At 59.7% G+C, this 24,844-nt stretch carries 20 protein-coding genes, 1 pseudogene and 1 riboswitch; of the genes and pseudogenes, 8 read left to right on the forward strand and 13 right to left on the reverse strand.

The genetic code is table 11. From position 1 onward, the window contains the following. Window positions 1–21: 21 nt before the first annotated feature. From GFER_RS05680 to GFER_RS05690, 3 genes are all read right to left on the reverse strand, one after another. On the reverse strand, window positions 22–957 hold the full coding sequence (locus tag GFER_RS05680) for a hypothetical protein (RefSeq protein WP_052445994.1): 936 nt from the start codon (window positions 955–957) through the stop codon (window positions 22–24). A gap of 52 nt (window positions 958–1,009) precedes the next feature. Continuing rightward, window positions 1,010–3,058 (reverse strand): OmpA family protein, encoded by a 2,049-nt coding sequence (locus GFER_RS17540; protein ID WP_052445995.1) that lies wholly within the window; start codon window positions 3,056–3,058, stop codon window positions 1,010–1,012. Window positions 3,059–3,139: 81 nt separating this feature from the next. Further along, on the reverse strand, window positions 3,140–4,612 hold the full coding sequence (locus GFER_RS05690; RefSeq protein WP_040096847.1) for a gamma-glutamylcyclotransferase: 1,473 nt from the start codon (window positions 4,610–4,612) through the stop codon (window positions 3,140–3,142). Between the two features lie 202 nt (window positions 4,613–4,814). Between GFER_RS05690 and GFER_RS05695 the strand changes: the two genes are divergently transcribed. From GFER_RS05695 to GFER_RS05730, 8 genes and pseudogenes are all read left to right on the forward strand, one after another. Further along, on the forward strand, window positions 4,815–5,663 hold the full coding sequence (locus GFER_RS05695) for a CvfB family protein (RefSeq protein WP_040096849.1): 849 nt from the start codon (window positions 4,815–4,817) through the stop codon (window positions 5,661–5,663). 4 nt (window positions 5,664–5,667) lie between these two features. Further along, window positions 5,668–5,907, forward strand: coding sequence for a hypothetical protein (locus tag GFER_RS05700; RefSeq protein WP_040096851.1), 240 nt, complete (start codon window positions 5,668–5,670; stop codon window positions 5,905–5,907). 265 nt (window positions 5,908–6,172) lie between these two features. Continuing rightward, on the forward strand, window positions 6,173–7,027 hold the full coding sequence (locus GFER_RS05705) for a phospholipase A (protein WP_040096852.1): 855 nt from the start codon (window positions 6,173–6,175) through the stop codon (window positions 7,025–7,027). Window positions 7,028–7,377: 350 nt separating this feature from the next. Next, a complete protein-coding gene (locus tag GFER_RS05710; RefSeq protein WP_040096853.1) occupies window positions 7,378–7,629 on the forward strand; it encodes a hypothetical protein in 252 nt (83 codons plus the stop codon). Window positions 7,630–7,753: 124 nt separating this feature from the next. Continuing rightward, window positions 7,754–8,167: a thioredoxin domain-containing protein gene (locus GFER_RS05715; RefSeq protein WP_040096855.1), complete on the forward strand. Its 414-nt coding sequence runs from the start codon at window positions 7,754–7,756 to the stop codon at window positions 8,165–8,167. Between the two features lie 265 nt (window positions 8,168–8,432). Then, window positions 8,433–9,041 carry a hypothetical protein gene (locus tag GFER_RS05720; protein ID WP_040096857.1) on the forward strand — a complete coding sequence of 203 codons (609 nt, stop codon included), beginning with the start codon at window positions 8,433–8,435 and terminating at the stop codon, window positions 9,039–9,041. A gap of 550 nt (window positions 9,042–9,591) precedes the next feature. Further along, window positions 9,592–9,711, forward strand: a pseudogene (locus GFER_RS19700) (VOC family protein); the annotation flags it as partial. Between the two features lie 209 nt (window positions 9,712–9,920). Continuing rightward, window positions 9,921–12,650 (forward strand): cation-transporting P-type ATPase, encoded by a 2,730-nt coding sequence (locus tag GFER_RS05730; protein WP_040096862.1) that lies wholly within the window; start codon window positions 9,921–9,923, stop codon window positions 12,648–12,650. A 71-nt stretch (window positions 12,651–12,721) separates the two neighbouring features. On the opposite strand, the gene GFER_RS05735 is transcribed toward GFER_RS05730, so the two are convergent. The 10 genes from GFER_RS05735 to GFER_RS05780 form a co-directional block, all read right to left on the reverse strand. Beyond that, complete coding sequence (locus GFER_RS05735) at window positions 12,722–13,720, reverse strand: methyltransferase (RefSeq protein WP_040096864.1); 999 nt, start codon at window positions 13,718–13,720, stop codon at window positions 12,722–12,724. Window positions 13,721–13,907: 187 nt separating this feature from the next. Next, window positions 13,908–14,600, reverse strand: coding sequence for an energy-coupling factor ABC transporter ATP-binding protein (locus GFER_RS05740; protein ID WP_052445996.1), 693 nt, complete (start codon window positions 14,598–14,600; stop codon window positions 13,908–13,910). Between the two features lie 3 nt (window positions 14,601–14,603). Beyond that, window positions 14,604–15,290: an ABC transporter permease gene (locus tag GFER_RS05745; RefSeq protein WP_040097534.1), complete on the reverse strand. Its 687-nt coding sequence runs from the start codon at window positions 15,288–15,290 to the stop codon at window positions 14,604–14,606. A 563-nt stretch (window positions 15,291–15,853) separates the two neighbouring features. Next, complete coding sequence (locus GFER_RS05750; RefSeq protein ID WP_040096866.1) at window positions 15,854–17,680, reverse strand: aldehyde ferredoxin oxidoreductase family protein; 1,827 nt, start codon at window positions 17,678–17,680, stop codon at window positions 15,854–15,856. Between the two features lie 32 nt (window positions 17,681–17,712). Continuing rightward, window positions 17,713–17,833, reverse strand: a riboswitch (molybdenum cofactor riboswitch). A gap of 65 nt (window positions 17,834–17,898) precedes the next feature. Continuing rightward, complete coding sequence (gene mftF, locus GFER_RS05755) at window positions 17,899–19,317, reverse strand: mycofactocin biosynthesis glycosyltransferase MftF (RefSeq protein ID WP_040096869.1); 1,419 nt, start codon at window positions 19,315–19,317, stop codon at window positions 17,899–17,901. After that, window positions 19,314–20,210 (reverse strand): electron transfer flavoprotein subunit beta/FixA family protein, encoded by an 897-nt coding sequence (locus GFER_RS05760; RefSeq protein WP_040096873.1) that lies wholly within the window; start codon window positions 20,208–20,210, stop codon window positions 19,314–19,316. The genes mftF and GFER_RS05760 overlap by 4 nt, the downstream gene beginning before the upstream one ends. 12 nt (window positions 20,211–20,222) lie before the next feature. Beyond that, window positions 20,223–20,507 (reverse strand): ferredoxin family protein, encoded by a 285-nt coding sequence (locus GFER_RS05765; protein ID WP_235264007.1) that lies wholly within the window; start codon window positions 20,505–20,507, stop codon window positions 20,223–20,225. Continuing rightward, window positions 20,504–21,802 (reverse strand): FAD-dependent oxidoreductase, encoded by a 1,299-nt coding sequence (locus GFER_RS05770; protein WP_040096876.1) that lies wholly within the window; start codon window positions 21,800–21,802, stop codon window positions 20,504–20,506. The genes GFER_RS05765 and GFER_RS05770 overlap by 4 nt, the downstream gene beginning before the upstream one ends. Continuing rightward, complete coding sequence (locus tag GFER_RS05775) at window positions 21,799–22,827, reverse strand: electron transfer flavoprotein subunit alpha/FixB family protein (RefSeq protein WP_052445997.1); 1,029 nt, start codon at window positions 22,825–22,827, stop codon at window positions 21,799–21,801. The genes GFER_RS05770 and GFER_RS05775 overlap by 4 nt, the downstream gene beginning before the upstream one ends. Further along, window positions 22,827–24,788 carry a mycofactocin system FadH/OYE family oxidoreductase 2 gene (locus GFER_RS05780; protein WP_040096878.1) on the reverse strand — a complete coding sequence of 654 codons (1,962 nt, stop codon included), beginning with the start codon at window positions 24,786–24,788 and terminating at the stop codon, window positions 22,827–22,829. The genes GFER_RS05775 and GFER_RS05780 overlap by 1 nt, the downstream gene beginning before the upstream one ends. Window positions 24,789–24,844 lie beyond the last annotated feature (56 nt).

The following is a 24,844-nucleotide window of genomic DNA, read 5'->3' on the forward strand; positions in this document are numbered from 1 at the left end:
GCATCTGGTTCTGCGGTCTGCTCAGGTGCTCGTTGCGCCTTCCTTATCCGGTTCGTACTCCTGATCCCGCGCCGTGCCCGAACCCCTCTTGGCCAAATGCTCGATCTGGCCGATGAAGAACCGCTCGCTGAATCCGGCGGTGAACGCCAGGGTCAGGTGAACCGCGCCCGGATGCGAGGCGTCGGGAAGCAGGGTGAGGATTCCGGAGAGCTGAATCAGATAAATCAGAAGCCCGGCCGCCGCCCCCACCACAGGGCGCAGGCCCAAGAGGGTGCGTTGCAGAAAATAGTCGGACGCGCGGGCATTAAGGGGTTCGGTACTGCGCAGGGCGCTAACCAGCCCGCCCAGGGCACCGAAGACGATCATCGCCAGAACCTGGCCGGGACCGATCCCGGCGTCGCTGAGAACAAGGGGGACCAGCCCCAGGCTCAAAAGAAGAAAGGCGGCGAGAAACAGGGTGGTCGCCACCAGGCGCATGCGCAGCAGATTGATTTTGCGCCAATGGCTTTCTCGCGCTTCGGCCGTGAAGCGCGAGATCTGCTCCAGCCGCAGCCTCTGCTCGCCGAGGGTTTGCGTTTCGGCGGAGACGTTGTGCGCCGCCATAGATCGCTCCAGGGCCGCAAGTTCTTTGTGCAATTCCTCCCTGTGTCCGGGATCGGAAATATAATCGAGGTTGGCGCGGATCTGCAGGACCACTATAAGCAACTTCTCGGGGCTGAGGATTCGGCAGAGGCGGTGGCGAATCTGGTGTATCAACCCCCAGGCGCGGTCGTAGCTGTTGTAGGGCAGAAAACCCAGGATTCGGCCGTGTATCGTCTCTTTCGCCTCCCCCAGCCAAATGTCGCACTCCGCATCCTGGTCAGCCTTTTCTGCACGCTCCGATGCGCCGAGTTCGGACGAAAACTCATCCAGTATTCTCTCCAATCCCGGATCTCCACCCCAAAAAGGTTTTTTCATCGCCGCGCCTCTCGTTAAGCGTTCAATTGTGCTCAGCCCCGTCAAGTCTTAGCTATTGCCGCGCCAGATATTCCAGGGTGATCGTCACCGTGCGGTTGAAGGCCCGGGTTTCCGGGGACTGATTGTCATAGGGCGGATCGATCATGCCGGCGCCGCGGTGTTGGATGCGTGCCGCGCTGTCGGGAGCCGCATTCCGGATCAGATCGTAAACGGCTTTTGCGCGGCGCTCGGAGAGTTGCTGGTTGTAGGCTTCGGAGCCGATGTTGTCCGTGTGGCCGACGATTTCGACGTCGGCCTGAGGCAGATCACGGATGCGCGTGGCGATCTCGTTGACGATTTGCTGATTGCGGGGATCGATGCTGTGATGGTCAAAGTCGAACAGGATCAGAGCGTACCTTTCCTGTACCCGATAGTCCAGCCTCTGCGCCAGCAGTTGGCTGGTCTGGATATAGCGGACTCTGACCGGCTCGGAATCCAGCAAGAGCTCTTGCTCCTTGCTGTCCCTGATCTGCATGCTGACCTCGATGTTGCCCGCTGTGCCGACACGGCCGGGATTGTCGACCTGCAGGGGCAGGCGGTAGAATTCCTCCAGCGCTCTTTCACCCTTTAATTCGGCCAGCATTTCGCCGCCGCCGGTGACTCTGATCTGCCAGTCGGCGATATCGTAGAAACTGTCGATCAGGGGACGCACGATGAGTGCCGTGTTGTCAAAGCGATGGCTGGTGTAGGTGCTGCGCACCAGATCGAGAATCGCCGGGTGATCCGAGTGAATCTCGACGCGCCGGTTGTCGGCGCGGCCTTCCTCAATACGGCTGGAGCTGGGTTTTTCCGGGAGGTTGCGGGCTTCGACCTGAATCCGCGCGGGGTCGACGTTCCAGATGTATTGCAGATAATTCCTGACCTCGATGGCGCGCAGCATGGACAGATCCTGCCGACCTTTTTCTTCGCCGAAATCGGCGTTGGTCCCGACCAGGGTGAGAGTTGCCTGGGGATTATCGCGCAATCGTTTGCCGATGATGTCGAGGACGTATTCGTACTTCTCCAGGGTGCCGCGCAGGCTCTGCTCTTCGAAAAGAACCGTGGCGACCTGCTGGTCGAAACGATGATAGCGTTGCGGAATCTCGCTCGATCCTTCCGCGAAGTAAATATGGCCGAGCAGGGGCGAGGCGTCGATGGTTTTGATTTCCTCGATGGTCAGTTCGGTGGGCGAGACAGCCAGGCGGCCTTCGAGGGGAAACATATAGCTGACGACGTAGTTGTATTGCAGTTTCGAGGCGACATCCTGAAAAATCGGAATCAGCGCCGTGCCGTCTTCGGCCTTCCAGATCTTGCCGCCGCCACGCGCGGCGAAGGATTTCAGGAAGGGGTCGACGGCGGGTCCGGGCATGAAGTCGACGGCGTAGGTTTCGAAGCGATCAAGATCCTGCATGGCTCGGGTGACATCGTTGCGGGAGTAGCGGCTGTTCAGATCCTCTCCGTCCGAAAACACCACCATGAATTTAGGTTCGTCGGCGGGCATGCGCCCGATGATATCCAGGCCTGCGAGCATCGCCTCGTAGAGAAAGGTGTTCACCGTCAGGCGGCCGAGAAAGACTTGATTGACAAAATTCTTCAACTCTATGGGATTGTTGGAGCTGAATATCCGTACATGCAGATCACGCCCGCCCATGCGCTGCGGGTCGCGGTCGGCAAAAACCACCAGATGCACCTGATCGATGGGGCGCACGATCTTGAGCAGTTCATCCATGGCTGCGAGCAGCGGTTGTACGGCGTTGCGCTGGCGCATGGAATCGGAGTTGTCGAGAATCATCACGATATGGCGCGGCACATCGATGTTTTCGGCAAAAGATTCCACCTGGGTGATGCGCGCCTTTCTGCCGAACTTGGTTACTGAAAAGTCTGCTTCTGTCAGGCCGAGAATGGGGTTGTTGTCGGCATCGGCGACGCGAACCAAGGCCCTTCCCTCCTCAAGGATACGCTCGAGCGATACCACCGCTTCCGGTCGTTCGGACTCAATCAGTAAGTCGTTGGTCTCCAGGGCAAAGCCCGGTGCGCAAAGTAGCAGAATCATGAGCAAGGTAAAAAGTCCGTGGTATCTCATCCTGTCCTCCAAATATATTTTTTGATCGAAACAAGTTGTCGAAGTATAGCAGCACGCTGCAATTGCACAAATGCCCGTCACCTACGCCGACCTGGTGCGGCGCAGTTCGAGATCAAGGACGCGCAGGGAGTGTTTTGCCGCCTGGCGGTATTGCGCGAGGCGCTGTTCGCCATGAGCGGCATAACCGGATTCCACTTTCTCCCGGTAACTCTGCACGATGACCGCTTTGCCGCATGCGGCGGCCTTTTCAAAGCGCGCGCGGCTCTCTTCTTTTGCCAGGTAAGCCCATATCGGCACAGCGCCGCCTTGCCGCGCCATACGCCCCACCTCGGTCCGTTGATAGTTTCGCTCGCGCTGATCCAGGTGTTCGAGCAGCGCCGCGCACACGGGAACGGCAAGGCCACAGGTGGTCGCCGCTTTATCGGGTTCGAGATTGAGATAGGTGATACAGACATCCGGCCGCACCTCTGAACCCGGTTCAACGTAGTACTTGTAATCGGATAGATCCGCGCTGTTGTCCATGGCCACGTTCCAGGTCAGGCGAAAACCGGATAGCTCATGCCAGACGGGTTTTTCATGCATCAGGTCGAACCCGCAAAGCAGGCGCCAGGTGTCCGCCGGATCAACCAGGGAGCCGTAGCCCAGCACGTAGCCGAGGCATTGTCCGCGACGGTTTTTCTCGAACTCGGGCCAGCCCTTCCAGCTTTTCGGCTTGCTCCCCGTGCTTCTGGGTTTTTTTCCGGGAGTCGTTTGCACACCCGCGGGCCTTCCCCAGCTGAGCCGGCTTTTCTCATGCGCATCCGTCATGCGCGCCCAAAAGGATTCACTAATGTTCTGACCGGTTTGCGGACAGCGCCCCTCAACGCACAGCACCAGAAACGTCTCGCCCGCCGGATCGAAATTCTCCGGGCGCACCTGTGTCCCCTGAATGGCGACAAGTTGCGGACCCTCGGGATGGCAGAGCACATCGGTGTCCTCCAGCCTTAATTTCACCGTGTAGGGAACGAAGGGCAGGGCGAAGTGCCACTTGTTTTTCGGGGTGGCGATGGTGAGCGGCGGATTGCGGATAAGCTGTTCGCCGTCGCGCACGAAGGGGACACGCAGGTAGGCAGCGAAGGAGGCGTCCCTGACCTGCAACCTTGAAGCGTTGTACAGGCGAATGGCCAACATCCAGGCGCGCTGCTGCGCATCATAAAAGATGGAAACCTTGTGGCGAAAAACAAACACTTGCCGCGTCAGCAGGAGTTTGAAGACCAGGCCGCCCAACAGAACCGTGTGCAGCAACAGACGAAGGAAGCCCCACAGGGCGCCCTGAGCCGAAGCCGGAGCCTCACCCCCGACCAGAAAGGCGAAATGCGCCAACGACTGATGGATCAGGGCCGAAGGATCGGCCGGCGACCGCAACAGAGCCTCGACGCCGGCGCCGATCACGCTTAACAGGGCGAGCAAGCACACATATTCAAAAAGCAGCGCGGCAAAGGAACGGTTGGCCAGATGCGAACGGAAAAGTTCCCGGGCGCGCGGATGAACTTTGGGATTCAGAAATCGTCTCACGGCAGGTCCCTCACAAGGCAGGTGCGCTGCGTTTCGACAGCCTTATAAAAGCATATCATGCCGCGCGCTTTGCTTGCGGCGCAAAAACTCTAGGCGCGCAGTGCCCATTCAGGATAATCTTGCCCAACATTATTTTTTTTCGTTGGCCAGATGCCTTGTGCATAACCTGGACAACATACAGACTTATTTCCGGAGATTTCCCATGATCGAACTTGGTCGCATCAACGTACTGAAAATCCGCACTATCGACGAGAACGGCGCCTGGTTTGAGAGCGACCAAGTGCGCATTCTGCTGCCGGCGCGCGAAGTGCCCGCCGCCGCGACCCCGGGCGCTGAGCTGGCGGTGTTCGTCTATCTCAATTCCGAGGGTCTACCGGTCGCGACCCTGAAACATCCCAAAGCCCAGGTCGGCGAGTTTGCCCTGTTGCAGGTGAGTCAAGTCACCAAACACGGGGCCTTTCTCGACTGGGGTCTCGACAAGGAGCTGCTGGTCCCCTACAGCGAGCAGCCGGAACGCATGCGCGCGGGCCGCAAATATCTGGTCAAGGTATGTCTCGATGACCGCAGCCGGGTCGTTGCCACCGCGCGCGTCGATAAGTGCCTGGACGAAGCGCCCGCCGATCTGCAGATCGGGGACGAGGTGGATGCGCTGCTCTGGGATTTCACCGATCTTGGCGTCAAGGTCATCATCAACGATCTTTTCTCTGGATTGCTGTACCGCGATGAGATTCGCGGCGGTATGAAACGCGGCCAGCGACTCAAAGCCTATGTGCGCAACATTCGCGACGACGGCAAGGTTGATGTCACTCTGCGCCGTGGCGGCGCGCAAGGCGCCCGGGAAGATCGGGATATTCTGCTCGAAGCGCTGACCCGGCAGGGGTTTTTACCCCTGCACGATCAGAGTTCGCCGCAGGATATCCGCCAGTCTCTGGGGATGAGCAAGAAAGCCTTCAAAAAAGCCGTGGGCGGACTCTACAAAGAGGGCTTGGTCGAGCTGGCTGCTGAAGGCGTGCGGCTGAAAGAACCGCCCCGCCGGGTGCCGGGAGCTTGAGCCGATGTCTGAATGCTTTCGGGTACGGGTTGAATGTTATGCCGGCTACCGGGGCGAGGAAGCGCCGCGGCGTTTCACTCTGGGCGAAAAATCCACCGAGGTGGAAGAGGTTCTCGACCGCTGGCTTGCGCCCGATCATCGCTACTTCAAGGTACGCGATCCAGAGGGCGCAACGTACATTATGCGGCAGGATGTCGAATCCCAGAGCTGGGAACTGATTCTATACGACGATGGGAACGCCTGACCCGCACCAGTGTCTGAATCCTCTCAGCCGCGGAATTTTTCGAAAACCCGGTCACGGTATTCGGGGGCGTGCTCCAGTTGCAGGGGGCGTTTCATCAGCAGCGACAGCTTGATCTGTTTGGCTTGCAGTTCGCGGCGCTTTTCTCTTGTCTGTCATCCAGCCTTCGCGCTGAGTTCTGAATCTGTTGCTTTTTCTGTTGTGCCGTGAGGGACAAAAGGGGGCAGGCGTGATGTCGCAATGACGTGGCGCATTTTAGGGGGGCAAAGTGTTCAAAATCTTTTGGATGTTTGTGGTCTTGTGCGGCCTGCTGTCTGCGAGTTTCGCTTTGGCGGATGAGGACTTAGAGCCAGCGCAGGAAAAATATTTGCAATACGACGATCTGTTTTCCCTCTATCAGACGCACGCCGACAATTTCAGCGCCTACCAGCCCATTTACGGACTGATCGGCACCAATCCGGAAAAAAGTTCTTTTCAGATCAGCTTCAAATATCGGCCCCTCAACCCACAAGGCTCCTGGGTGCAGGCCCGGCCTTGGCTACAGAGGGTTTTTCTTGCCTATACGCAAACCACTTTCTATGACCTGAAAGAGGCTTCGACGCCTTTTGAGGACACCAGTTACAAGCCGGAAATTTTTTTTATCACGGAAAATCTTGATTCCCGGCCCCAATCGATGCAGGGCTTTTTCATCAAGACCGGTCTTCAACATGAATCCAATGGCCGCGGCGGCGACATGTCGCGCAGCACCAATTTTCTCTATGTCCGCCCCATGACCATTTTCTACAGCGAGGATTCCGGCCTGGGCCTCATGCTGGCTGCGCGGGCCTGGACCTACGTGAACAACTCCCGCGACCATAACCCTGACTTGCACCGCTATCGCGGATACTTCGAACTGGAAACCAAGCTCGGCAAAGACGATTTCATCGTGGTCGGCGCCAAGCTGCGCTGGGCAAGCCAGGGCGCTTCCGTACAGGTCGATGCCACCTATCCACTGCATCGCCTGGTGTCGGGCAACCTGGATCTGTTTTTTCATGTTCAGTATGTCAATGCCCTGGCCGAAAATCTGCTGGATTACCAGTCGCGCACCGAGTCGCTGCGCCTGGGCCTGGCCCTGGTGCGTTGAGACCGGGGAGTGCTTATATGGACCAATGGTTTCAAACTTGATGGGCAAGTTGTTTTTCTTTCCTAAGAGCGTTCTCCCCCCTTTGCTTTGAAAGAATTCGTCGAATAGGTTCGGGCGCGGTTGAGAAATGTCAATGTGGAGACGTGATACCATCCGTCCTGCTATTGACTTGCGGCAGCGTTCTTGTCAGAATCAGACCACGACACAAAGTTGTGTTCTGACATTAGGCAAAGAAGCCCGGAGAAAAGATAAGTCTTTTTCTCCGGGCTTTTTGCGTCTTGAGCGGCCGGCGAATCGATTGCGCAGCCTCTCTCCTCAGGAACCCCAACCCAAAAGGAGCCAGAAAGAAGATGATGAAAGCAACATGGGAAAAAGTGTTCGAGTATGCGTCCAGCCCGCTGCATGGCAGTTTGTCGCGAAAACTGCGCAAAGGAGTAAAAATCCAGATCAACGATGGGAAAACTTTTGAATCGGCCAGCCTGTTTCTCGGTGAAGAGTTTGTGCGCATCACCGAAACCGATGCCGAGAGTGCAATCAACAGCTATTATGACTGGAGCAAGATCGAATCGATTCGCACCTATAGCAGCAAAGAAACCGCCTGATTTGGGGCGACGAACCTGGAACGGCTAAAGTATTGACCTCGGGCAGGAGGTGGAGGATTCCTTGCCTCCTGCCCTGCCGCCGCCATTTTCGCGCAGCGCGCGACAAAAACAAAGGACAGAGACCATGGCCAACGTGATTTTCTGGGAAAAGCCTGGGTGCAAGGGCAACGCCACGCAGAAGGAAATCCTCAGAGCTTCCGGTCATCAGCTTGAGTTGCGCAACCTGCTGACCGAACCCTGGACAAAAGAAGAATTGCGCAACTTTTTCGGTGATCGCCCCGTGGCGGAGTGGTTCAATCCATCCAATCCGCAAATCAAATCGAGAGAAGTCGTCCCTGAGCAGATTCCCGCGGAAAAAGCCCTTGAGATGATGCTTGCCGAACCTCTGTTCATCGTCAGGCCACTCATGCAGGTTGGACATTCACGACTTGCTGGATTCGACGTCCAGAGCGTGCATAACTGGATTGGGTTGGAAGCTGCGGCGATCGGTCCGCGCGATCCGAAAAACTGTCCCTGCGTCAGTCAGGGCGGTGACTGAGGTTTTTACCCACCACACTGATGTGATCCCCGAGCCCTCGAACTGGATGCTTTTCAGCGGCGGATGACAGACTTGAGTGAATGGAGGCTGCGGCGCCATTCATAAGACCGGGCGGCGGCTTTGAATTCAAGTTTTTGATTCGAAGGGACAATTGACTGGCGGAAAAATACGGCTAAAATTTTCATTAAAGAGAAGCCGGGACTCAGGTAGTCGACGATTGCCGCTTTCTGCTTGGGTGTTTGGCAAAAAAGAAAGGAGTTCGGCCATGACTAGCCGTTTTATGATGCTGATTTGCCTCCTTGTACTTTTGGCCGGGTGCCCGCCGCGTCCGGACCCGGCGCCCTCTGGTGCCGGCAGTGTGGCGGTTCCCGGAGCGCCCACCACCCTTGAGGACCAAATCGTCGACGGACCCCTGCCTGGGTGCGTGGATGCTTTTGAAATGGTCGGACAGACCCTGACCCTGCCCATGACGCTGACTCTTGATGCGGGCGGAGTGATTGACAGGGTGGGGGTTGTGGCGGTGGGTGGAACCTATGTCTTTTCGACAAGGCCGGTCAATCCCCTCAACTGCGCCTCCCTGTCCGAAGTGCCGTCGGTCGGTCCGATCACAGTCAACTTCGGTTTTAATTACCTCGGCGATTTCAGTCGCGTCAATCCCCTCTGCATCAACGGCTCCTCCATTGATTTCACGGCCTTTTCCGTAACGGGATCGCCCTTGGACATTTTGGTGGAAAATGCAGCCCGTGAACAGATCTGGAGGGAAACCGACCGGGAGGTGGCCGAGCGTTTCCACGGCATGTTGAATGGAACACCTTTCCCGGCGACGGCGAGTGTTCGTTGTGTCAACTGGATCGATTTGGCAACTTTGCCCTGATCGCAGGAGATGGGACAGGGACGCTGGGGAGATGGGACAGGGACGCTGGTAACTTTTGTAACTTGAAGCTGAAGGCTGTTTATTCTTTCTTCCTGGTGGCTTGGAACGATTATACAACTGCCATCACGGAAGAATTCGAGACGCAAGCGGACCCCTTTGGCCAAGAGCTTGGCCTCAAGGGTGCGGTTGTTCGAGCCTTCCGAAGCGCACGCGGAGACACGTTTAAGCAGATCGAGGTGAAGGAATGGCCAGGGTGTGTGCGAGAGCGCATGGGCCGTGAACAAGATCCGTTCATGCTCGGCATCCGTGAGAATTTCGCAGATTTCAGCCCGCTAAGCAGTACGTGGGCCATCGTGTGGTTCTCTGACTTTCGCGAGAAGCCAGACTGTATCTACCGCGTTTTCGGGGCGCTTGCGCAGATGGTCCGCCGGCAGGAAGACGTACTCCAGTACCCGCAGTCCCTCAGTGTTCCCGGAAAACGCGCGGATGCCATTGAGATCAAGCCTGGTGCGTTTGGTGTATCTATCAATGTGAAGGCATTGCTGCAGGATCTCAAAAGGTGTCCTGGGGTGGATATTGCGGATACTTCACCGACCCGGATGGTTATCTCTGGGAGGTGGCACATAATCCTCTCTTTTGGGTCGGACCGAAGGATGAGAATGCATTATAGCGCCATGGAGAGGACACAGGTGCCAGGTCTACACCCTGCAAGCGAGCGAATTCATTGACTTGGAGGAATCCAAGGAAAATGCTGCTCAGGTTTAATGCACACCGGGAGTGGCGACCCGGACATTTGGCATCTATACTTAAAGGCAGCCCGAGCCCTTTTGCTTTTCGCATGGTCCGTTTGAAATAAACACTTACCACACAGGGATAACTATGTCCGATTCTCTCCAGACTCCACCCAAAACGTCCTGGCACGGTCTGAGCGAAGAAGAAACCCTCAAAAATCTCGACAGTCGCAGCGAGGGGCTGAGTGAAGCCCAGGCCGCCGAACGCCTTGCGCGATTCGGCCCCAACCGGCTGCCGCCGCCCAAACGGGCCAGCGCCCTGCGCCGCTTTTTTGAACATTTTAGAAACGTTCTCATTTATGTGCTGCTTGCCGCGGCGGTCGTCACCGCCTTGCTGGGCCATTGGATTGATTTCGCGGTTATTCTGGCTGTGGTGGTGGTTAACGCGCTCATCGGTTTTGTGCAGGAGGGAAAGGCGGAAAAAGCCCTGGAATCCATCAGCAAGATGCTCTCTGTGGATGCCATGGTGTGGCGCGACGGATCTCGCCGCCAGATTCCCGCCGAAGAGTTGGTGCCCGGCGATGTGGTGTTTCTGCAGTCAGGTGACAAGGTGCCCGCCGATCTGCGTCTGCTGAGCATCAAGGATCTGCATGTGGATGAAGCGATGCTCACGGGCGAATCTCTGCCGGTGGGCAAAGCCACCGCGCAGATAGCGGAAACGGCAACGGTCGGCGACCGGTTCAACATGGCTTTCTCGGGAACCATGATTACTGCCGGGCAGGGCACCGGCGTCGTGGTCGCAACCGGTCAGGCGACCGAACTGGGACGCATCAGCGAAATGCTCACTGATGTGCAAACCCTGACCACTCCGCTGCTGCGCAAGATCGGTGAATTCGCCAAAATCCTTTCCATCGGCATCATCCTGCTGGCCGCTGGAACTTTCGCCTTCGGGTTTTTGGCGAGGGATTACAGCCTCAGCGAGATGTTTCTGGCCGCTGTCGGCTTGGTGGTGGCGGCCATCCCTGAAGGCCTGCCCGCCATCATCACCATCACCCTGGCCATCGGGGTGCAGCGCATGGCGCAGCGCAAATCCATCATCCGGCGTCTGCCCGCGGTGGAAACCCTGGGCGCGGTAACGGTCATCTGTTCGGATAAAACCGGCACATTGACCCGCAGCGAGATGACAACCCAGGCGGTGGTGACTGCTACCAATCAGTTTGAAATCAGCGGGGTTGGTTATGATCCCCACGGTGTTTTGAGTCTCGGCGGTGAAGAGGTCAACCTCAACGAGCATCCGTCCCTGGAAGAAATCGGACGCGCGGCTCTGTTGTGCAATGATTCTGCCGTGATCCAAAAAGATGCGCAGTGGCTGGTCGAGGGGGACCCTACCGAAGGAGCGCTGGTGGTCATGGCGCGCAAGATGGGACTGGATCCCGCACTGGAGAACAAACGCTGGCCGCGCGACGATGTTATTCCCTTCGAATCTCAGCACCGTTTCATGGCGACACTGCACCACGATCACGCCGGGCACGGTTTTATTTATCTCAAGGGTGCTCCGGAGCGCGTCTTGCAAATGTGCACGCGCCAGCGAAGTAAAGGCGAGGATATGCCCCTCAACCGGGCTTACTGGTTGGAGCAAATGGAAGCCCTGGCTGCGCGCGGTATGCGGGTTCTTGCCGTGGCGTCGCGTCCCTTTTCCGATGAAGTGCGGCAATTAAAGGTCGACGAGGTGTCCACCGGCATGAGCCTGCTCGGGCTGCTGGGCATCATCGACCCGCCTCGCCCGGAGGCCATAGAGGCGGTCCGTCAATGCCGCAATGCCGGTATCCGTGTCAAAATGATTACCGGCGATCACATCATCACCGCTGCCGCCATCGCACAACAGATGGGAATCGGCGACGGCAAGCGCGCGATCGCCGGGGCGGAGCTGGAGGGGATGGATGCCGAAGCGCTGCGCGCGGTGGTGCGCGACGTCGATGTTTTCGCCCGCGCTGCCCCCGAACACAAGCTGCGCCTGGTCGAGGCACTGCAGGCCAACGGCGAAGTGACCGCCATGACGGGTGACGGGGTCAACGACGCCCCGGCTCTCAAGCGCTCCAACGTCGGGGTGGCCATGGGCATCAAGGGGACCGAAGTGTCAAAGGAGGCCGCCGAAATGGTGTTGCTGGACGACAATTTTGCCTCCATTGCCCATGCCGTGGAAGAGGGTCGTACGGTCTACGACAACATCAAAAAGGCTATTCTTTTCATTCTGCCTACCAACGGTGCCGAGGCGCTGATTATTCTTGTCGCCATCGCGCTGGGGCGCACCCTGCCCATCACGCCGGTGCAGATTCTGTGGATCAACATGATCACCGCCGTCACCCTGGCTTTGGCGCTGGCCTTCGAGCCGGCGGAGAGCAACGTCATGAGCCGCCCGCCGCGCCCCCCCCAGGAACCCATTCTTGGAGGTTTCCTACTGTGGCGAATCAGCTATGTGTCGCTCATTCTGGTGATCGGAACCTTTGGTTTATTTCTCTGGGAGCGGGCTCAGGGCATGGACATCGAACGCGCTCGCACCGTTGCGGTCAACACCCTGGTGTTTTTCGAGGTCTTTTACCTCATCAACAGCCGCTACCTGCATGATTCGGTGGTGAATCGCGAGGGTCTTTTCGGCAATCGCTACGTTCTCTGGGCGATCGGCGTCGTCATTGTCTTCCAGCTTCTCTTCACCTACGCCGGTCCTATGCAGGTACTTTTCGGCACAGCGGCCATTGACCTGTTTACCTGGGGGCTGATCATTCTCGTGGCTTTTTCGGTGTTTGTCCTGGTAGAGCTTGAAAAAGCGCTGTACCGCGCCTTTTCAAAAAAATCTACCAAGTCGACAGATGCTGCGTAGGATTTAGATCTGACCATCTATAACGATTCACGCTGGTTCGAGCGGGGTTGCGGCATCGCCTAAATCCGCCCTCATTTTTTGATGCCCACCAGAATCCCTGAGTCGGTGGGGCCTCGGTATGCGGTTCGTTGGATGTCCTCGATTCCTGCGTTCTCCATCATTTGCCGGATTTCACTTTCTGTGTACGATTGACCGGCATCGGTCGCCACCAGCATATTCAAGGAGAACAAAGCTGGAAACAGAGGGGCCGTTTTTGAATCGTCGAGGATGAATTCGTGGATAATCATTTTTCCTCCCGATTCAAGCGCCTCTGCGGTTTTGCGGATGATTTTCCGGCAATCCTCAGGGCCTTCTCCGTGCAGGATGTGGGACAGCCAGGCGACATCGTAGGGCCCGCCGAAAGCATCCTTGTGAAAATCTCCAGACACGAAGTTGATGCGTTCGGCCAGGTTGAATCCGGCAACGGTTTTTTCTGCGAAGGGCCGGGTGGTGGCGAGATCAAATATCGTCGCCTTGAGTTGCGGATTGTGTTTGCAGAAATGGATGGCCCAGGTTCCGGGGCCGCCCCCCAAATCCAGGAGTCGGGTTTTTCCCGCCAGATCTAAGGTCGGAACCAGCTCGGGCGCCATTCCCATGGCCAAGTTGAACATGCCCATGAGAAAGCTCTCCCGCCGAATATCTTCGTCATGTGCAAGCAGGGGCGAGATCGGTTTTCCCGTAACCACGGCCTCATCGAGTCGCGCCCAGGATTCCACCAGATGGTGGTGATGCATGATCATGTACCCCACATAGCGTGGCGAGTCCTTGCACAGGAACGTTCGTGCGTCCCTTGTGTTCCGGTATGTGTCTGCTTCTTTTTGCAAAAGACCCATGGCGCAAAGGGCGTCGAGAAGCATGGCCGTCGCTCTGCTGTCTGCGTTGCCGCGACGAGCGACTTCCTGTGCGGCAAGTGCCTGGTCGGCGATGATTGAAAAGAGTTCCAGTTTCACGGCAGCGTGCAGGGTGCAAGTTTCCCAGTAGGCTCCTGAAAGGTTAAGCAGCTTGCCGGGTTGGTGTCCGTTGTTTTCCATGATCAGCGCTCCTTAAATATCAACGACAGTGGTTTTTCTATCCCGCCAACCCTCTCGTTACGCCAATGCCCATAAAATAACATTCGATGTACAAGACACTAACGTCAACGGATATGCGGGGCAAGAACAAAGGCGCAGAGCGCGCATTCTGAGAAATGCCGGTGCAAGCCTGAGGCGTAGCGCTCTCTCAGCGCAGAACTTCCAACGCAGCGCTCTCGGCGCGACTGCGCACCGGCAGCAGGCGACCGCCGCCGAGGCGTAGCAGTTCGCCGCCGAGACGGCGGGGCTGGCCGGGGTCGTGGCTGGACATGACCACCGTGATGCCCTGTGCCGGCAGGATCTGGATGACGTCTTCGAAGGTGGCGATGGTGGCGCTGTCGAGGTTGGCGGTGGGTTCGTCAAGTAAAAGAATGTCGGGGTACAGAGCCAGGGCGCGCGCCAGGGCCACGCGGCGGGTTTCGCCGCCTGAAAGTTCCCGTGCCGGTCGTTTGGCAAAGTCACTCAGGCCCACGGCGGTCAGACTCTGTTCGATGCGGCGACGCTGCTCGTAACCGCGGATGCCGCGCAGGGACAAGCCCATGGCCAGATTATGCTGGATGGAGCCGCTGAACAGGTAGGGGGTTTGATGAACCAGGGTCACACGGCGGCGCAGGCGGCGCAGTTGCGAGCCGCCCCAGGTGACTGCTTCCTCGCCGAAGCGGATGACGCCGCGCCGGGGGCGGCTGAGCAGGGCCAGCGTGTGCAGCAGCGTCGATTTGCCCGCGCCGTTGGGGCCGCTGAGGATGTAAATGCGACCGGGTTCAAGAGCCAGATGTTCGACGTGCAGATTGAAGCCGTCGGGATAGCCGAGTTCGATTTCGTCGAGAGTCATTAGCGCCATACTCTACCTCTGCTGCAAAGTATGAAGCAGGAAGTTGACCCCCAGAGCCAGACCCATGAGGAGAATCCCCAGGGCCATGGCGAAGGCGAAATCACCCTTGCTGGTTTCCAGGGCGATGGCGGTGGTCAGGGTGCGGGTCGAATTGCGGATGTTGCCGCCGAGCATCATGGCCGCTCCCACCTCCGCCACCACACGGCCGAAGCCGGCGACCACGGCGGCGAGCAGGCCGTAGCGCACCTCGCGAAGAATGTGCCAGGCCGCTTGCAGGGGATGTGCGCCCAAGGTCTGCAAGGTGGGGATGATGCGCGCATCGGCGCCGGCCACCGCGGTGGTCATGTAATGAGCGACGATGGGCAGGGCCAGAACCGTCTGGCCGATAACCATGGCCCAGGGCGTGAACAGCAACCCCATGGGGCCAAGCGGCCCCTGGCGGCTGAGCAGGGCGAAGAGAAACAGGCCGATGACCACCGTGGGCAGCGCCATGAAGGTGTTGAGCAGCAGGCGGATGGTATGGCGCCCGGGAAATGCGACCGCACCCACCGTCAGCCCGATGGGCGCGGCGAGCAGAGTGGCGAGCAGGATAGCTGTCGACGAGGTCCACAGCGAGGTCCAGGCGATGACCATGACCTCGCGGTCCAGATTGATGATCAACACCAGTGCGGCGCTGAGAGCTTCAAACAAAAATTCCACGGCAGAATATCTGGGGATGGAGTTGACGGTTGAAACCCAGGAGAAATCCATCCCTTGAATAACACGGCCCACCCTCGAACGGCAACCGATGAAGTGCGAGAGGGGCAAAGGCAAGGGCGGAGGACGCGGATTTAAAAGATCAAAGCGGATTAAAATCCAACAGATTCCAGATTGATCCGCCCTGATCCAGCCTTTTCCGCGTTCATCTGCGTCCTGGTTTTTTCTGCGATCTTGCTCGGTTGGATTAGCGGTTTGATCGCGTAGCCCACCGACCGACCCCGCCGCGCCAAGGATAATCACAATGGGTCTCGGCGGGTTATGCCAGACGATTAACGAAAAAAACAGCGGGGTGACCATGTCACCCCGCTGTTTTTTGTGCCGATTTTAGAAATTCCAGAATTCGTCAATTTCCGCGTCGGTGTAATCCCAGACCGCGTTGTGCGGCGGCACCGGCTCGCTGAAGAATTCGGGCAGCCGGTCGTGNGGGGGGGGGGGGGGGGGGGCGGGTAAGGTTGCAAAGGGCCGCAGTGGCAGGGAGCGACTCCGGCTTTTATCCCATCATGCTAGAAATTCCAGAATTCGTCAATTTCCGCGTCGGTGTAATCCCAGACCGCGTTGTGCGGCGGCACCGGCTCGCTGAAGAATTCGGGCAGCCGGTCGTGGGCGCTGGTGATGCCCGCGGCCAGGTTGAAGGCGCGCTCGGTCTTGAGAATGCTCATGCCCAAGGCCGTGACGTCATCGCCGGTGAGGCTGAGGCCGAAGCGCGCATTGATCATATCGACAATCGCCACCAGCGCCTCGGGAATATCGAGCACCGGGAAGGCCACGAACAGGCACAGGCCGGTGGAATCGACCGCCGCGGTGGCGATCTGCAGATTGCGCGAAAGCTCGACCTGGCCCTCTTTTTTCAGCGGATCGACGTCGCCGCCGACTTTGAGGATGTTGGTCGCCACCGAGTAGCCCGCGGTATGATCGGCGCCCATGGTGCTGGTGGCATAGGTGATGCCGATGCCCTTGACCGAGCGCGGATCGTAGGCCGGAATCCCCTGGTCCTTGACCACCGGCACACGCGTCAGGCCATAGGCCACACCGACGGAAGAAGCGCCGTTGCCGAGGATGCGCCCGAGAGGCGTGCCCTTGCCGATCTCCTCGCGCAGCAGGCGGTTGACGCCGGGGCCATCACCCCAGGGCACCAGGCCCGCTTCCATGGCCACGCCCATGATCACCGCCGACTCGATGGAGTCGATGCCGATGTCATCCATCAGATGATCGGCCTCGGCGATGTGATCGAGATTGTCGATGCAGCAGTTGGCGCCAAAGCCCCAGATGGTCTCATACTCAAAGCCGCTGGTGACATAGACCCCGGCCTGGTCCACGTATTCTTGGGAGCACTGGATGATGCAGCCGGCGTGGCAGCCGTGCTTGGTCTTGCCGCCGCGCGCGGCGATGGTGTCGTGCATGGTCTCGCCCGAGATCTTGTCGTGGCCCTCGAACTGGCCGTAGCGGAAGTTCTTGGTCGGAAGCCCCCCGGCCTCGTTGAGCACGTTGATGAGAATGTTGGTGCCGTAGGTAGGCAGGCCCTCGCCCGAGACCGGATGGTCAAGCAGCGCCTTGGCAAAGGTGCGCGCCGCGGTCTTGAATTTCTCCGGATCGGCCAGGGTCACGCCCGGCGCACCTTCGGGGTTGACCAGCATGTATTTGATTTTTTTTGACCCCATCACCGCGCCCAGCCCGCCGCGGCCATGGCTTCTGAGCTTGCCGTCGGGATCCATGACCGAGATGTTGGCCGCCTTCATGCGCATCTCGCCCGCCGGCCCGATGCTCAGAACGCCCACCTTCTTGCCGTGTTGGGCCTGCACGGCCTCCACCACGGCGAAATTGCCCTTGCCGACCAGCTCGGTTTCCTCTTCGATCTTGACGCCATCCTTGGTGATGGCCAGACGGTACCAGGCCTGCTCTTTGGGCTGGCCTTCGATGATGATGGCCTTGACGCCCATGCGGGTGAGCATCTGCGCGGCCGTGCCGCCGGCGTTGCTCTCCTTGATGGTGCCGGTGAGCGGGCTTTTGGCGCCGGCCGAAAGCCGCCCCGAGTTAGCCGCCGGGGTGCCGGTCAAAAGGCCCGAGGCAAACACCAGCTTGTTGTTGGGGCCCAGGGGATGGCAGGTGGGGGGCACTTCCTTGGCCACCACCGCCGAGGTCAGACCGCGGCCGCCAAGNCCCGAGGCAAACACCAGCTTGTTGTTGGGGCCCAGGGGATGGCAGGTGGGGGGCACTTCCTTGGCCACCACCGCCGAGGTCAGACCGCGGCCGCCAAGCCCGGCCCAATCAGCGGGGCAGTCTTCGACGGAGGTGGTCAGATTGGTCATGTTGACGCGGAAAATCTTGTCCATGCGTGCTTCTCCCTTTCTTCGTGATTCAGGTTTTCCATCATGGTCGATCTCCTTTCCGAAAAGGAGGCTCCGCCGTTTCCAGCGAAACCCATCGGCCGCGCGACCCTTGGGGCCTTCCCCTTTAGGTCGTGCAGCTCGGAGGAACGATAATTTAAAAAATATGACGCCGTAGGAGCGGATTGCATCCGCCCTCGCCTTGGGCGCACAGTGGTGCGCCCCTACGAAAATTCAAATATGTAGCTGGCGAAATTTTTCCGCCGCCAGCAGCCGACAAACACACCGCAACCGTAAGAGAGCTGCTCCAGAAGATAGAACAGGGCAAAGGCCAAGGGCGAGTTTTGCGGGCGGCGTACCCCATAGTCCACCGCCACCACCCACAGGCCGAGAAGCAGAAAAACCAAGCCCACTTTCGGCAGCAGAATTCCGAGCAGAATGATCGGCAACAGGTAATAGCGTAGCAGATGGTAGCCGAGATAATAGGTGAGCCCGGCAAAAGCGCGCAGGCGGGCCAAAAATACCGCGAAAAATCCTTGGCGCAAGCCGCGCCCCACCAGTTTGCGGTGAGTCGTGAAAGCGTCGAGGATAAGGACCGCGGCGCAGGCCGTGAACACCGGCAGGCGCAGGGTCGCCAGGCCGATCATCAGCAACAGAAGCGCCACGCACAGACCGGGCGGCAGCAGCATCTTCTTGCGCCGTTGCGGGTGCAGGGTCTGCAGGGTGCCCTCGGAGGTGCCGTAATCAAAGCGTCGCTTCATGAACGGCCAGAGCCGGCTGCGGTGGTTGTGGCACACCCGTCCTTTGGGCAGATAGGCGATTCGGTAGGCACAGTCCCGCAGGCGCCAGGTCAGATCGACATCTTCGCCCACATGCAGATCCTCGCGAAAGCCGCCGACGAGGTGAAAGGCCGTACGCCGCACCAGCAAATTGCAGCTCGGCAGGTAAAAGGTGTCGTTGCCTTCCTTTCCGTAGCGCTCGCGGCCCCCCAGGTTGAGGCTCGACATCACCGTCTCGTAGCGGTCCAGAGCGCGGTCGCTGTTCATGCCGTCGACCCAGCCGCCCACCGCAGCGACCTCCGCAGCGGCAAAATCGGGCAGCAATTCGTTAAGCCATTCAGGCGAAGCGGTGCAGTCGGAATCGATAAAGGCCAGGATGTCCCCCGTGGCGACAGCCACGCCGGCATTGCGTGCAGCCGCCGGCCCGCGGCCGGTGCCGCCGGTGTGGACGACACGCGCGCCGAATTCCTTGGCGACCTGCGGTGATGCGTCACGGCTGCCGTCGTCGACGACGATGATTTCCAGACGCTCCTGGGGGAAATTGAGTTGGAACAGAGATTCCAGGCATTTACGCAGATCATCCGCGCGATCAAGCACCGGAATCACCACGCTGACGCTGGGCGAAGATGTTTTGTCCGTTGTGTCCTCCCGTGTCTCGCGCAATGCCAAGCCCTGGCTGACCAGGGTTTCCCAGATTTTCTTTTCCCCGGCCGTGGCGGCCGCGACCGCTTCGCTCAGGGCCTTGTGCGCCAGGCGCTCCAGTTGCGCGTTGATCCGCAGCACCCGGTAGGGCCGCGCGGACACGAGAAAGGTGCCGGAAGAAGATTTTTCCAGGCGCACGGATGACAACAGACGATACATCATGGGCGGGCCTCGGGCAGCAGACCTTCGTTGTGAAAAATTTGCAGCAGGTTGTCGGCCACCTCCTCGGGCGGCAGAAAGTGCATCTTGCCCTCGCGCGGCTGGATGCCGCCGGAAAGGAGCGCCAGGATGCGTTCAAAGGCCGGCAGGCTGGGATCGGGAGTGCTCGAACGCAGGGGGTCGGGACGGGGGAAGGCGAATTCGCCGGGCTCCAGAACGGAACCCGAACCGCCGACCTCCCAGGAGGCAAGGCCCAGTTCGGACAGGCCCCAGGCTTCGATGGGGCGCGAGAGGGCATCCATCACCGCTTCCAGCGCGGGGTAGCGAATTTCTTTGAATCCGCTCTCGCAGAGGATTGCGCAAGGCAGGCGCGCGAGGATTTTCTGCCGCGCGCCGCGGTCGCCTTTGCGCAGTATTTCCACCTGGGGAGTGTTCACCTGCAGGGACAGAGCCGCACTGACACAACCCAGGCCCTGGCGCGCTGCCGCCAGCGCCGGCGCCGGGTCGCAGCCACAGTCGAGCAGGCGATTGCCGGTGAGGATCAGATCGGGGCGCAGGATGGAAAAGAGCCTTTGCCAAAGGTGCGCATCGGCGACGGCATCGCCCCCGTCAAGGCCGCCATCCCAGATGCGGATAGCCCGCTCGACGCCCATAGCCAGCGCCAGACGCAGGCTGTCGTCGAGGTGACTGGGGCCGAGGGCGGCAGCCGTGACTTTGGCAACGCCTGCATCCTTGAGCGCCAGGGCGTGCTCCAGAGCCTCCAGGTCTGCGGGGTTGACCAGACGGCGCAGGCCGCGGTCGCGAATTCCTGCGCCTTTGGCCATCAGGCGCACGGGCGGCCGGGGGTCGCTGCATTCTCGTATGATGACCAGTATTTCAAGTTTGTTTTGAGCCATGCCGTGCATCTCCTAGGTCATGCGGAAAGAGACCCCGAATCCGCCTCGGGGATAGCTCCAGCGAGTGAAGGCGTCCTGGCGGCACACCACATAGCAGGTGCCGCACTCCAGGCAGCCGTCGTAGACGAAGGTCATTTTCTGATCCTCCTCCGACCAGGTATAGCAGCGCGCCGGGCAGGAGTTGGTGCAGCCGCGCTGATCGCAGCCCACGCACACCGTCGTGTCGAGTACGATGTGCGGCTCGCGGTCGATATGGAAACTGGTGACGTCGAAAATTTCGTCGACGTTGATTTTCATAAGGCTCTCCATCCTGAATAGACATCGGCCAGCATGTTTTTCAGACCGATCTTTTCCTTGACGGTGCGCATCAGCAGACGCGTCATGGTGTCTTTCGGCGTGCCGTCGATGCGGTAGATTTCGTCCATGATGCCGCACAGCAGATCGGGATAGGCGGTGTAGATGCGATCGTTGTGCAGCATGTGCGGTGTGCGGCGGTAGAGTTTGAGGTCTTGCATGACGTAGCTTGCGTCCAACATCTTTTTGTATGTGGCCAGGCTGCGTTTGGAAAAATCCTTGCGTTCATGCGCCTCGATGGTGGCCTTTGCGGCGAGCATGCCGGAATGCGTTGCGAGGTTGATGCCTTCAAGGTTCAATCCGGTTACGATGCACAAGGCCGCGGCGTCGCCCGCCACCAGGATGCCGTCGCCGTAGGTTTCGGGCACCATGTCATAGCCGCCCTCGGGCACCAGGTGCGCCGAGTATTCGAGCAGCTTGCCGCCCTTGAGCAGTTTGGCCATCTGCGGCTGCTCCATGAAGCCGTTAAGCAGATCGTAGGGGGTCTTGCCGCTTTCGCTGAGGCTTCCGAGGTGCATGACCAACCCGAGGGAGAGAGAATCGTAGTTGGTGTAGAGAAAGCCGCCGCCGCGTACCCCCTGGGTGCAGCCGACCAGTTCATTGGAGGCGCCCTGGTCGCGCACCAGGCCGAAACGCTCGTCGATGACTTCCTTGGGCAGGTCGATCAGGGCCTTGACACCGACGGCCATCTGGGCCGGGTCGAAACTGGGTCGGCGCAGGCCGGCTTTTTTCGCGGTGAAGGAGAGCACGCCGTCAGCGGCGATTACCACCGGCGCGCGCAAATCGCCGCCGTCGCGCATGATTTTGACGCCGACAATGCGCGCTCCGTCGCGGATCACATCGTCCACCGTACAGCCGCAGTAGAGCTTGGCCCCGGCCTTGACCGCCTCGTCCGCCAGCCAGCGATCAAAGCGGGGACGGTAGACCGTGTAACCGTTGTAGGGAGTGCGATCCGAGGCCTGGGTGTCGAAGTTGACGTTGAAAGACGCCTCGTCGGTGAGAAAACTCAGAGATTTCTTGACGATGTGGCGCTCCAGGGGCGCCTGGTCCCAGAAGTCGGGGAAATGTTCCTCCAGGGCGGTGAGGCGATGCAGCACCCCGCCGAACATGTTTTTCTCGCCGGGAAAGGTGCCGCGTTCGAGCAGCGCCACATCCAGGCCGGCCTTGGCCAGGGTGAGGGCCGCCGAGGAGCCGGCGGGACCGGCGCCGATGACGATGGCATCAAAAGAGCGTTTCATGCGGCACCTCCTGCGGCGGCTTTGACCCGTTCCAGCAGCAGCGGCATGACCGTGTTGAGATCGGTGACGAAGCCTTCATCCGAATTGGGAAAGATCGGCACCTTGGGGTCGATGTTGAGACTGATGATGCGGCGCGAATCCTTGATGCCGCCGATGTGGTGCATGGAGCCGGAGATGCCCAGCGCCACATAGAGGCGCGGCGCCACGGTTTTGCCGGTCTGACCGACCATGCGCTCGAAGCCGGTCCAGCCCAGATCGTACACCGGCCGGGTGACGCCGAGGGAGACGTTGAGCAGCTTGCACAGCTCAAGCAGTTGCGCAAAGCAGGCCTCATTGCAGCCCAGACCGGCGCTGAAAATCACCTCGGCTTCGGAAACATCCACGGTCTGCGGATCGGGCGGAATGCGCTCGATGATGCGGGTTTTCCCAGGAGTGGCCGGTGGCGGGCCGCTGATTTCCACCTGCTCGGGCGTGGTGCGGCGCATGGAGGGCAGCAGCGCCGCGCTCAGAATCTGCGGCAGAGCCGTCAAAACCAGAGTGCCCTGGCCGTCCCAGAACCAGGCTTCCTGCACCCGGCGGCCCAGGGCGCGGCGCATGAGCTTGAGACCTTTTTCGTCGCGTGTCGTGGCAACCGCCTCGGTGAACAGGGGGCCGTCGAGTCGCGCTGTCAGCAGCGGCGCCAGGGCCTGGCCGAGATCGTTGTGCGGCAACAGCACCACGCCCGCGCCCTGCTCGCGGGCCACCTGGGCGATGAGCCTTGCCTGCAGTTCGGGGGAATCGGCGACCGCCTCGTCGGCAGCCAGAATCAGCATGCGTGGCACGCCGTAGGCGCCGAACTGCTCCGGCACCTCGGGCGCAAAGCCGGAAAAGCACAGGGTCGACCAAGAGACGTCGAGTTTCTTGGCGAGGCGCGAGGCCTCGCTGAGCAGGCCCTTGCCGGTTTCTTCCAGTTCGCCTCCGGGCAGTTCGACCACGGCCAGAATCGGGCCCGGCGCAAAAGGTTGCGGAGATTTGCCGAGGGCCATCAGATCGACCTCCCTGTTTTGTGGCCTTCCCAGATGGCCATGTCGACCTTGCGCGGAGCCACGCAGTCGCCGATGCGGTAGAGTTCCTTGACCTTGCCCTTGAGGGCGAAATACAGGTCAGCGTCGACCTGCTGACCCATGGCCAGCACCACCGAATCGAAGGGGCCCCAGGTATCCCACTGGTTGGAATAAACGTTGAATCCCTTGATTTCCTTAGAGCCCGCTTCCCCGCCGACTTCCATCACCGCGATGTCGGGTGTGAAGGTCACGCCCTTTTGCAGCAGGCGCTGGCGCGTCAGGTAAAGATCTTGAGTGGGACCGAGTTCGGCGCCGATAAACAGGCTCGAGGTAATGATGTGCACCGTCTTGCCCATATCTGCGAGGCGCTCGGCGGTGGCGGTGGCGCGGTGATGGCCGTCGTAGTCGATGAGGCAGACCTTCTCGCCCAGTTCCGGCTTGGCGTCGAGCACCTGCCAGACGTTGAACACGCCCGGTCCGTCGGCCCCGCCCACGGGATGACCCTTGGGTTGACTGCCGGTGGCGACCACCACCACATCGGGATTGTCTTTGAGGATCTGCTCGGGGGTGAGTTCGTTTTGCAGGTGCACCTTGACTCCGGCCTTATCGACCTGGTCCTTCTCATTGCGGATGATGACTCCGAACTCGTCGCGTCCGGCGCCCTTCATGGCGGTGAGCACCTGGCCGCCGAGGTTTTCGTTGCGGTCGAAGAGATCGACCTGATGGCCGCGACGACCGGCCATCTTCGCCGCCCACAGGCCTGCGGGGCCGCCGCCTACGACCATGACTTTTTTCTTCACCGATGCGGGTTTGAGGGTGCCTTCGCCCCATTCCTTTTCCAGGCCGACGGCCGGGTTCTGAATGCAGCCCAGGGAGCGGTTGATGCCCATGCGGCCGATGCAGCCCTGATTGTCGCCGACACAGTAGCGGATGTCCTCAAGCCGGCCTTCCTGGGCTTTTTTCGGCAGGAAGGGATCGCAGATCAGGGCGCGGCACATGCCGATCATGTCCGACTGGCCGTTGGCCAACACTTTTTCAGCCATGACCGGATCGTTGATGCGCCCGGTGCAGAACACCGGCAGGTTGATTTTTTCGCGCATGCCCGCCGCTAGGGGAATGGTGTAGCCGAGCGGGGTGTGCATGGAGCCTTCCACCAGGTAGAGGTTGTAAAAGGTGGCGATGGAGAGGTCCATAAAATCGATGAGGCCGGATTCCTCGAACTTGCCGCCGATTTCCTGGATCTGGCCGAGATCGAGGCCGCCGGGGATCATCTCATCGGCGCACAGGCGGATGCCGACGGTGAAATCCTTGCCCACCGCTTTGCGCACCGCCTCGATGAACATGAGGGGCGCGCGCATGCGGTTCTCCAGGCTGCCGCCGAATTCATCCGCGCGGAAGTTGGTCAGGGGCGAGAGAAACTGGCGCGCCAGGCTCGAATGCCCGAACTGCAGCTCTACTCCGTCGAAACCGCCCTCGCGCACATGCACGGCACTTTTTGCGAAGTAGCGGCAGACTTCTTCGATGTCTTCGGGCTCCATCTCTTTGGGCGTCTCGCGGAACAGCACGTCGGGCATGGGGCTTGGCGCCCACACCGGCAGGCGCGAGATGCTGCCGTCGCACTGCTGGCCGTTGTGGTTGAGCTGGCAGAACATTTTCGTATCGAACTGATGCACGTAATCGGTGATCTTGCGGAAACCGGGTATCACCTCTGGATGAAAGGCCTCCACCAGCTTTTCGTAAGCCGTGTCCGTGGGGTGTACGCTCATCTCTTCGGTGATGATCAACCCCGCGCCTCCTTTCGCCCGCTCGCCCCAGTAGTACATGTGGCGCTCGCTAGGCATGCAGTGCTCGGCGAAATTGGTCAGGTGCGGCTGAAATGAGATACGGTTTTTCACCTCGACCTGGCCGAGTTTGATGGGCGAGAACAGGTAATCGAACATCATGGTGTAGGCTCCTGGTTATGAAAGATTCCTTGCACCGCAGAGGGCGCTGAGATCGC

The organism is Geoalkalibacter ferrihydriticus DSM 17813 (assembly GCF_000820505.1).
GTDB lineage: Bacteria > Desulfobacterota > Desulfuromonadia > Desulfuromonadales > Geoalkalibacteraceae > Geoalkalibacter > Geoalkalibacter ferrihydriticus.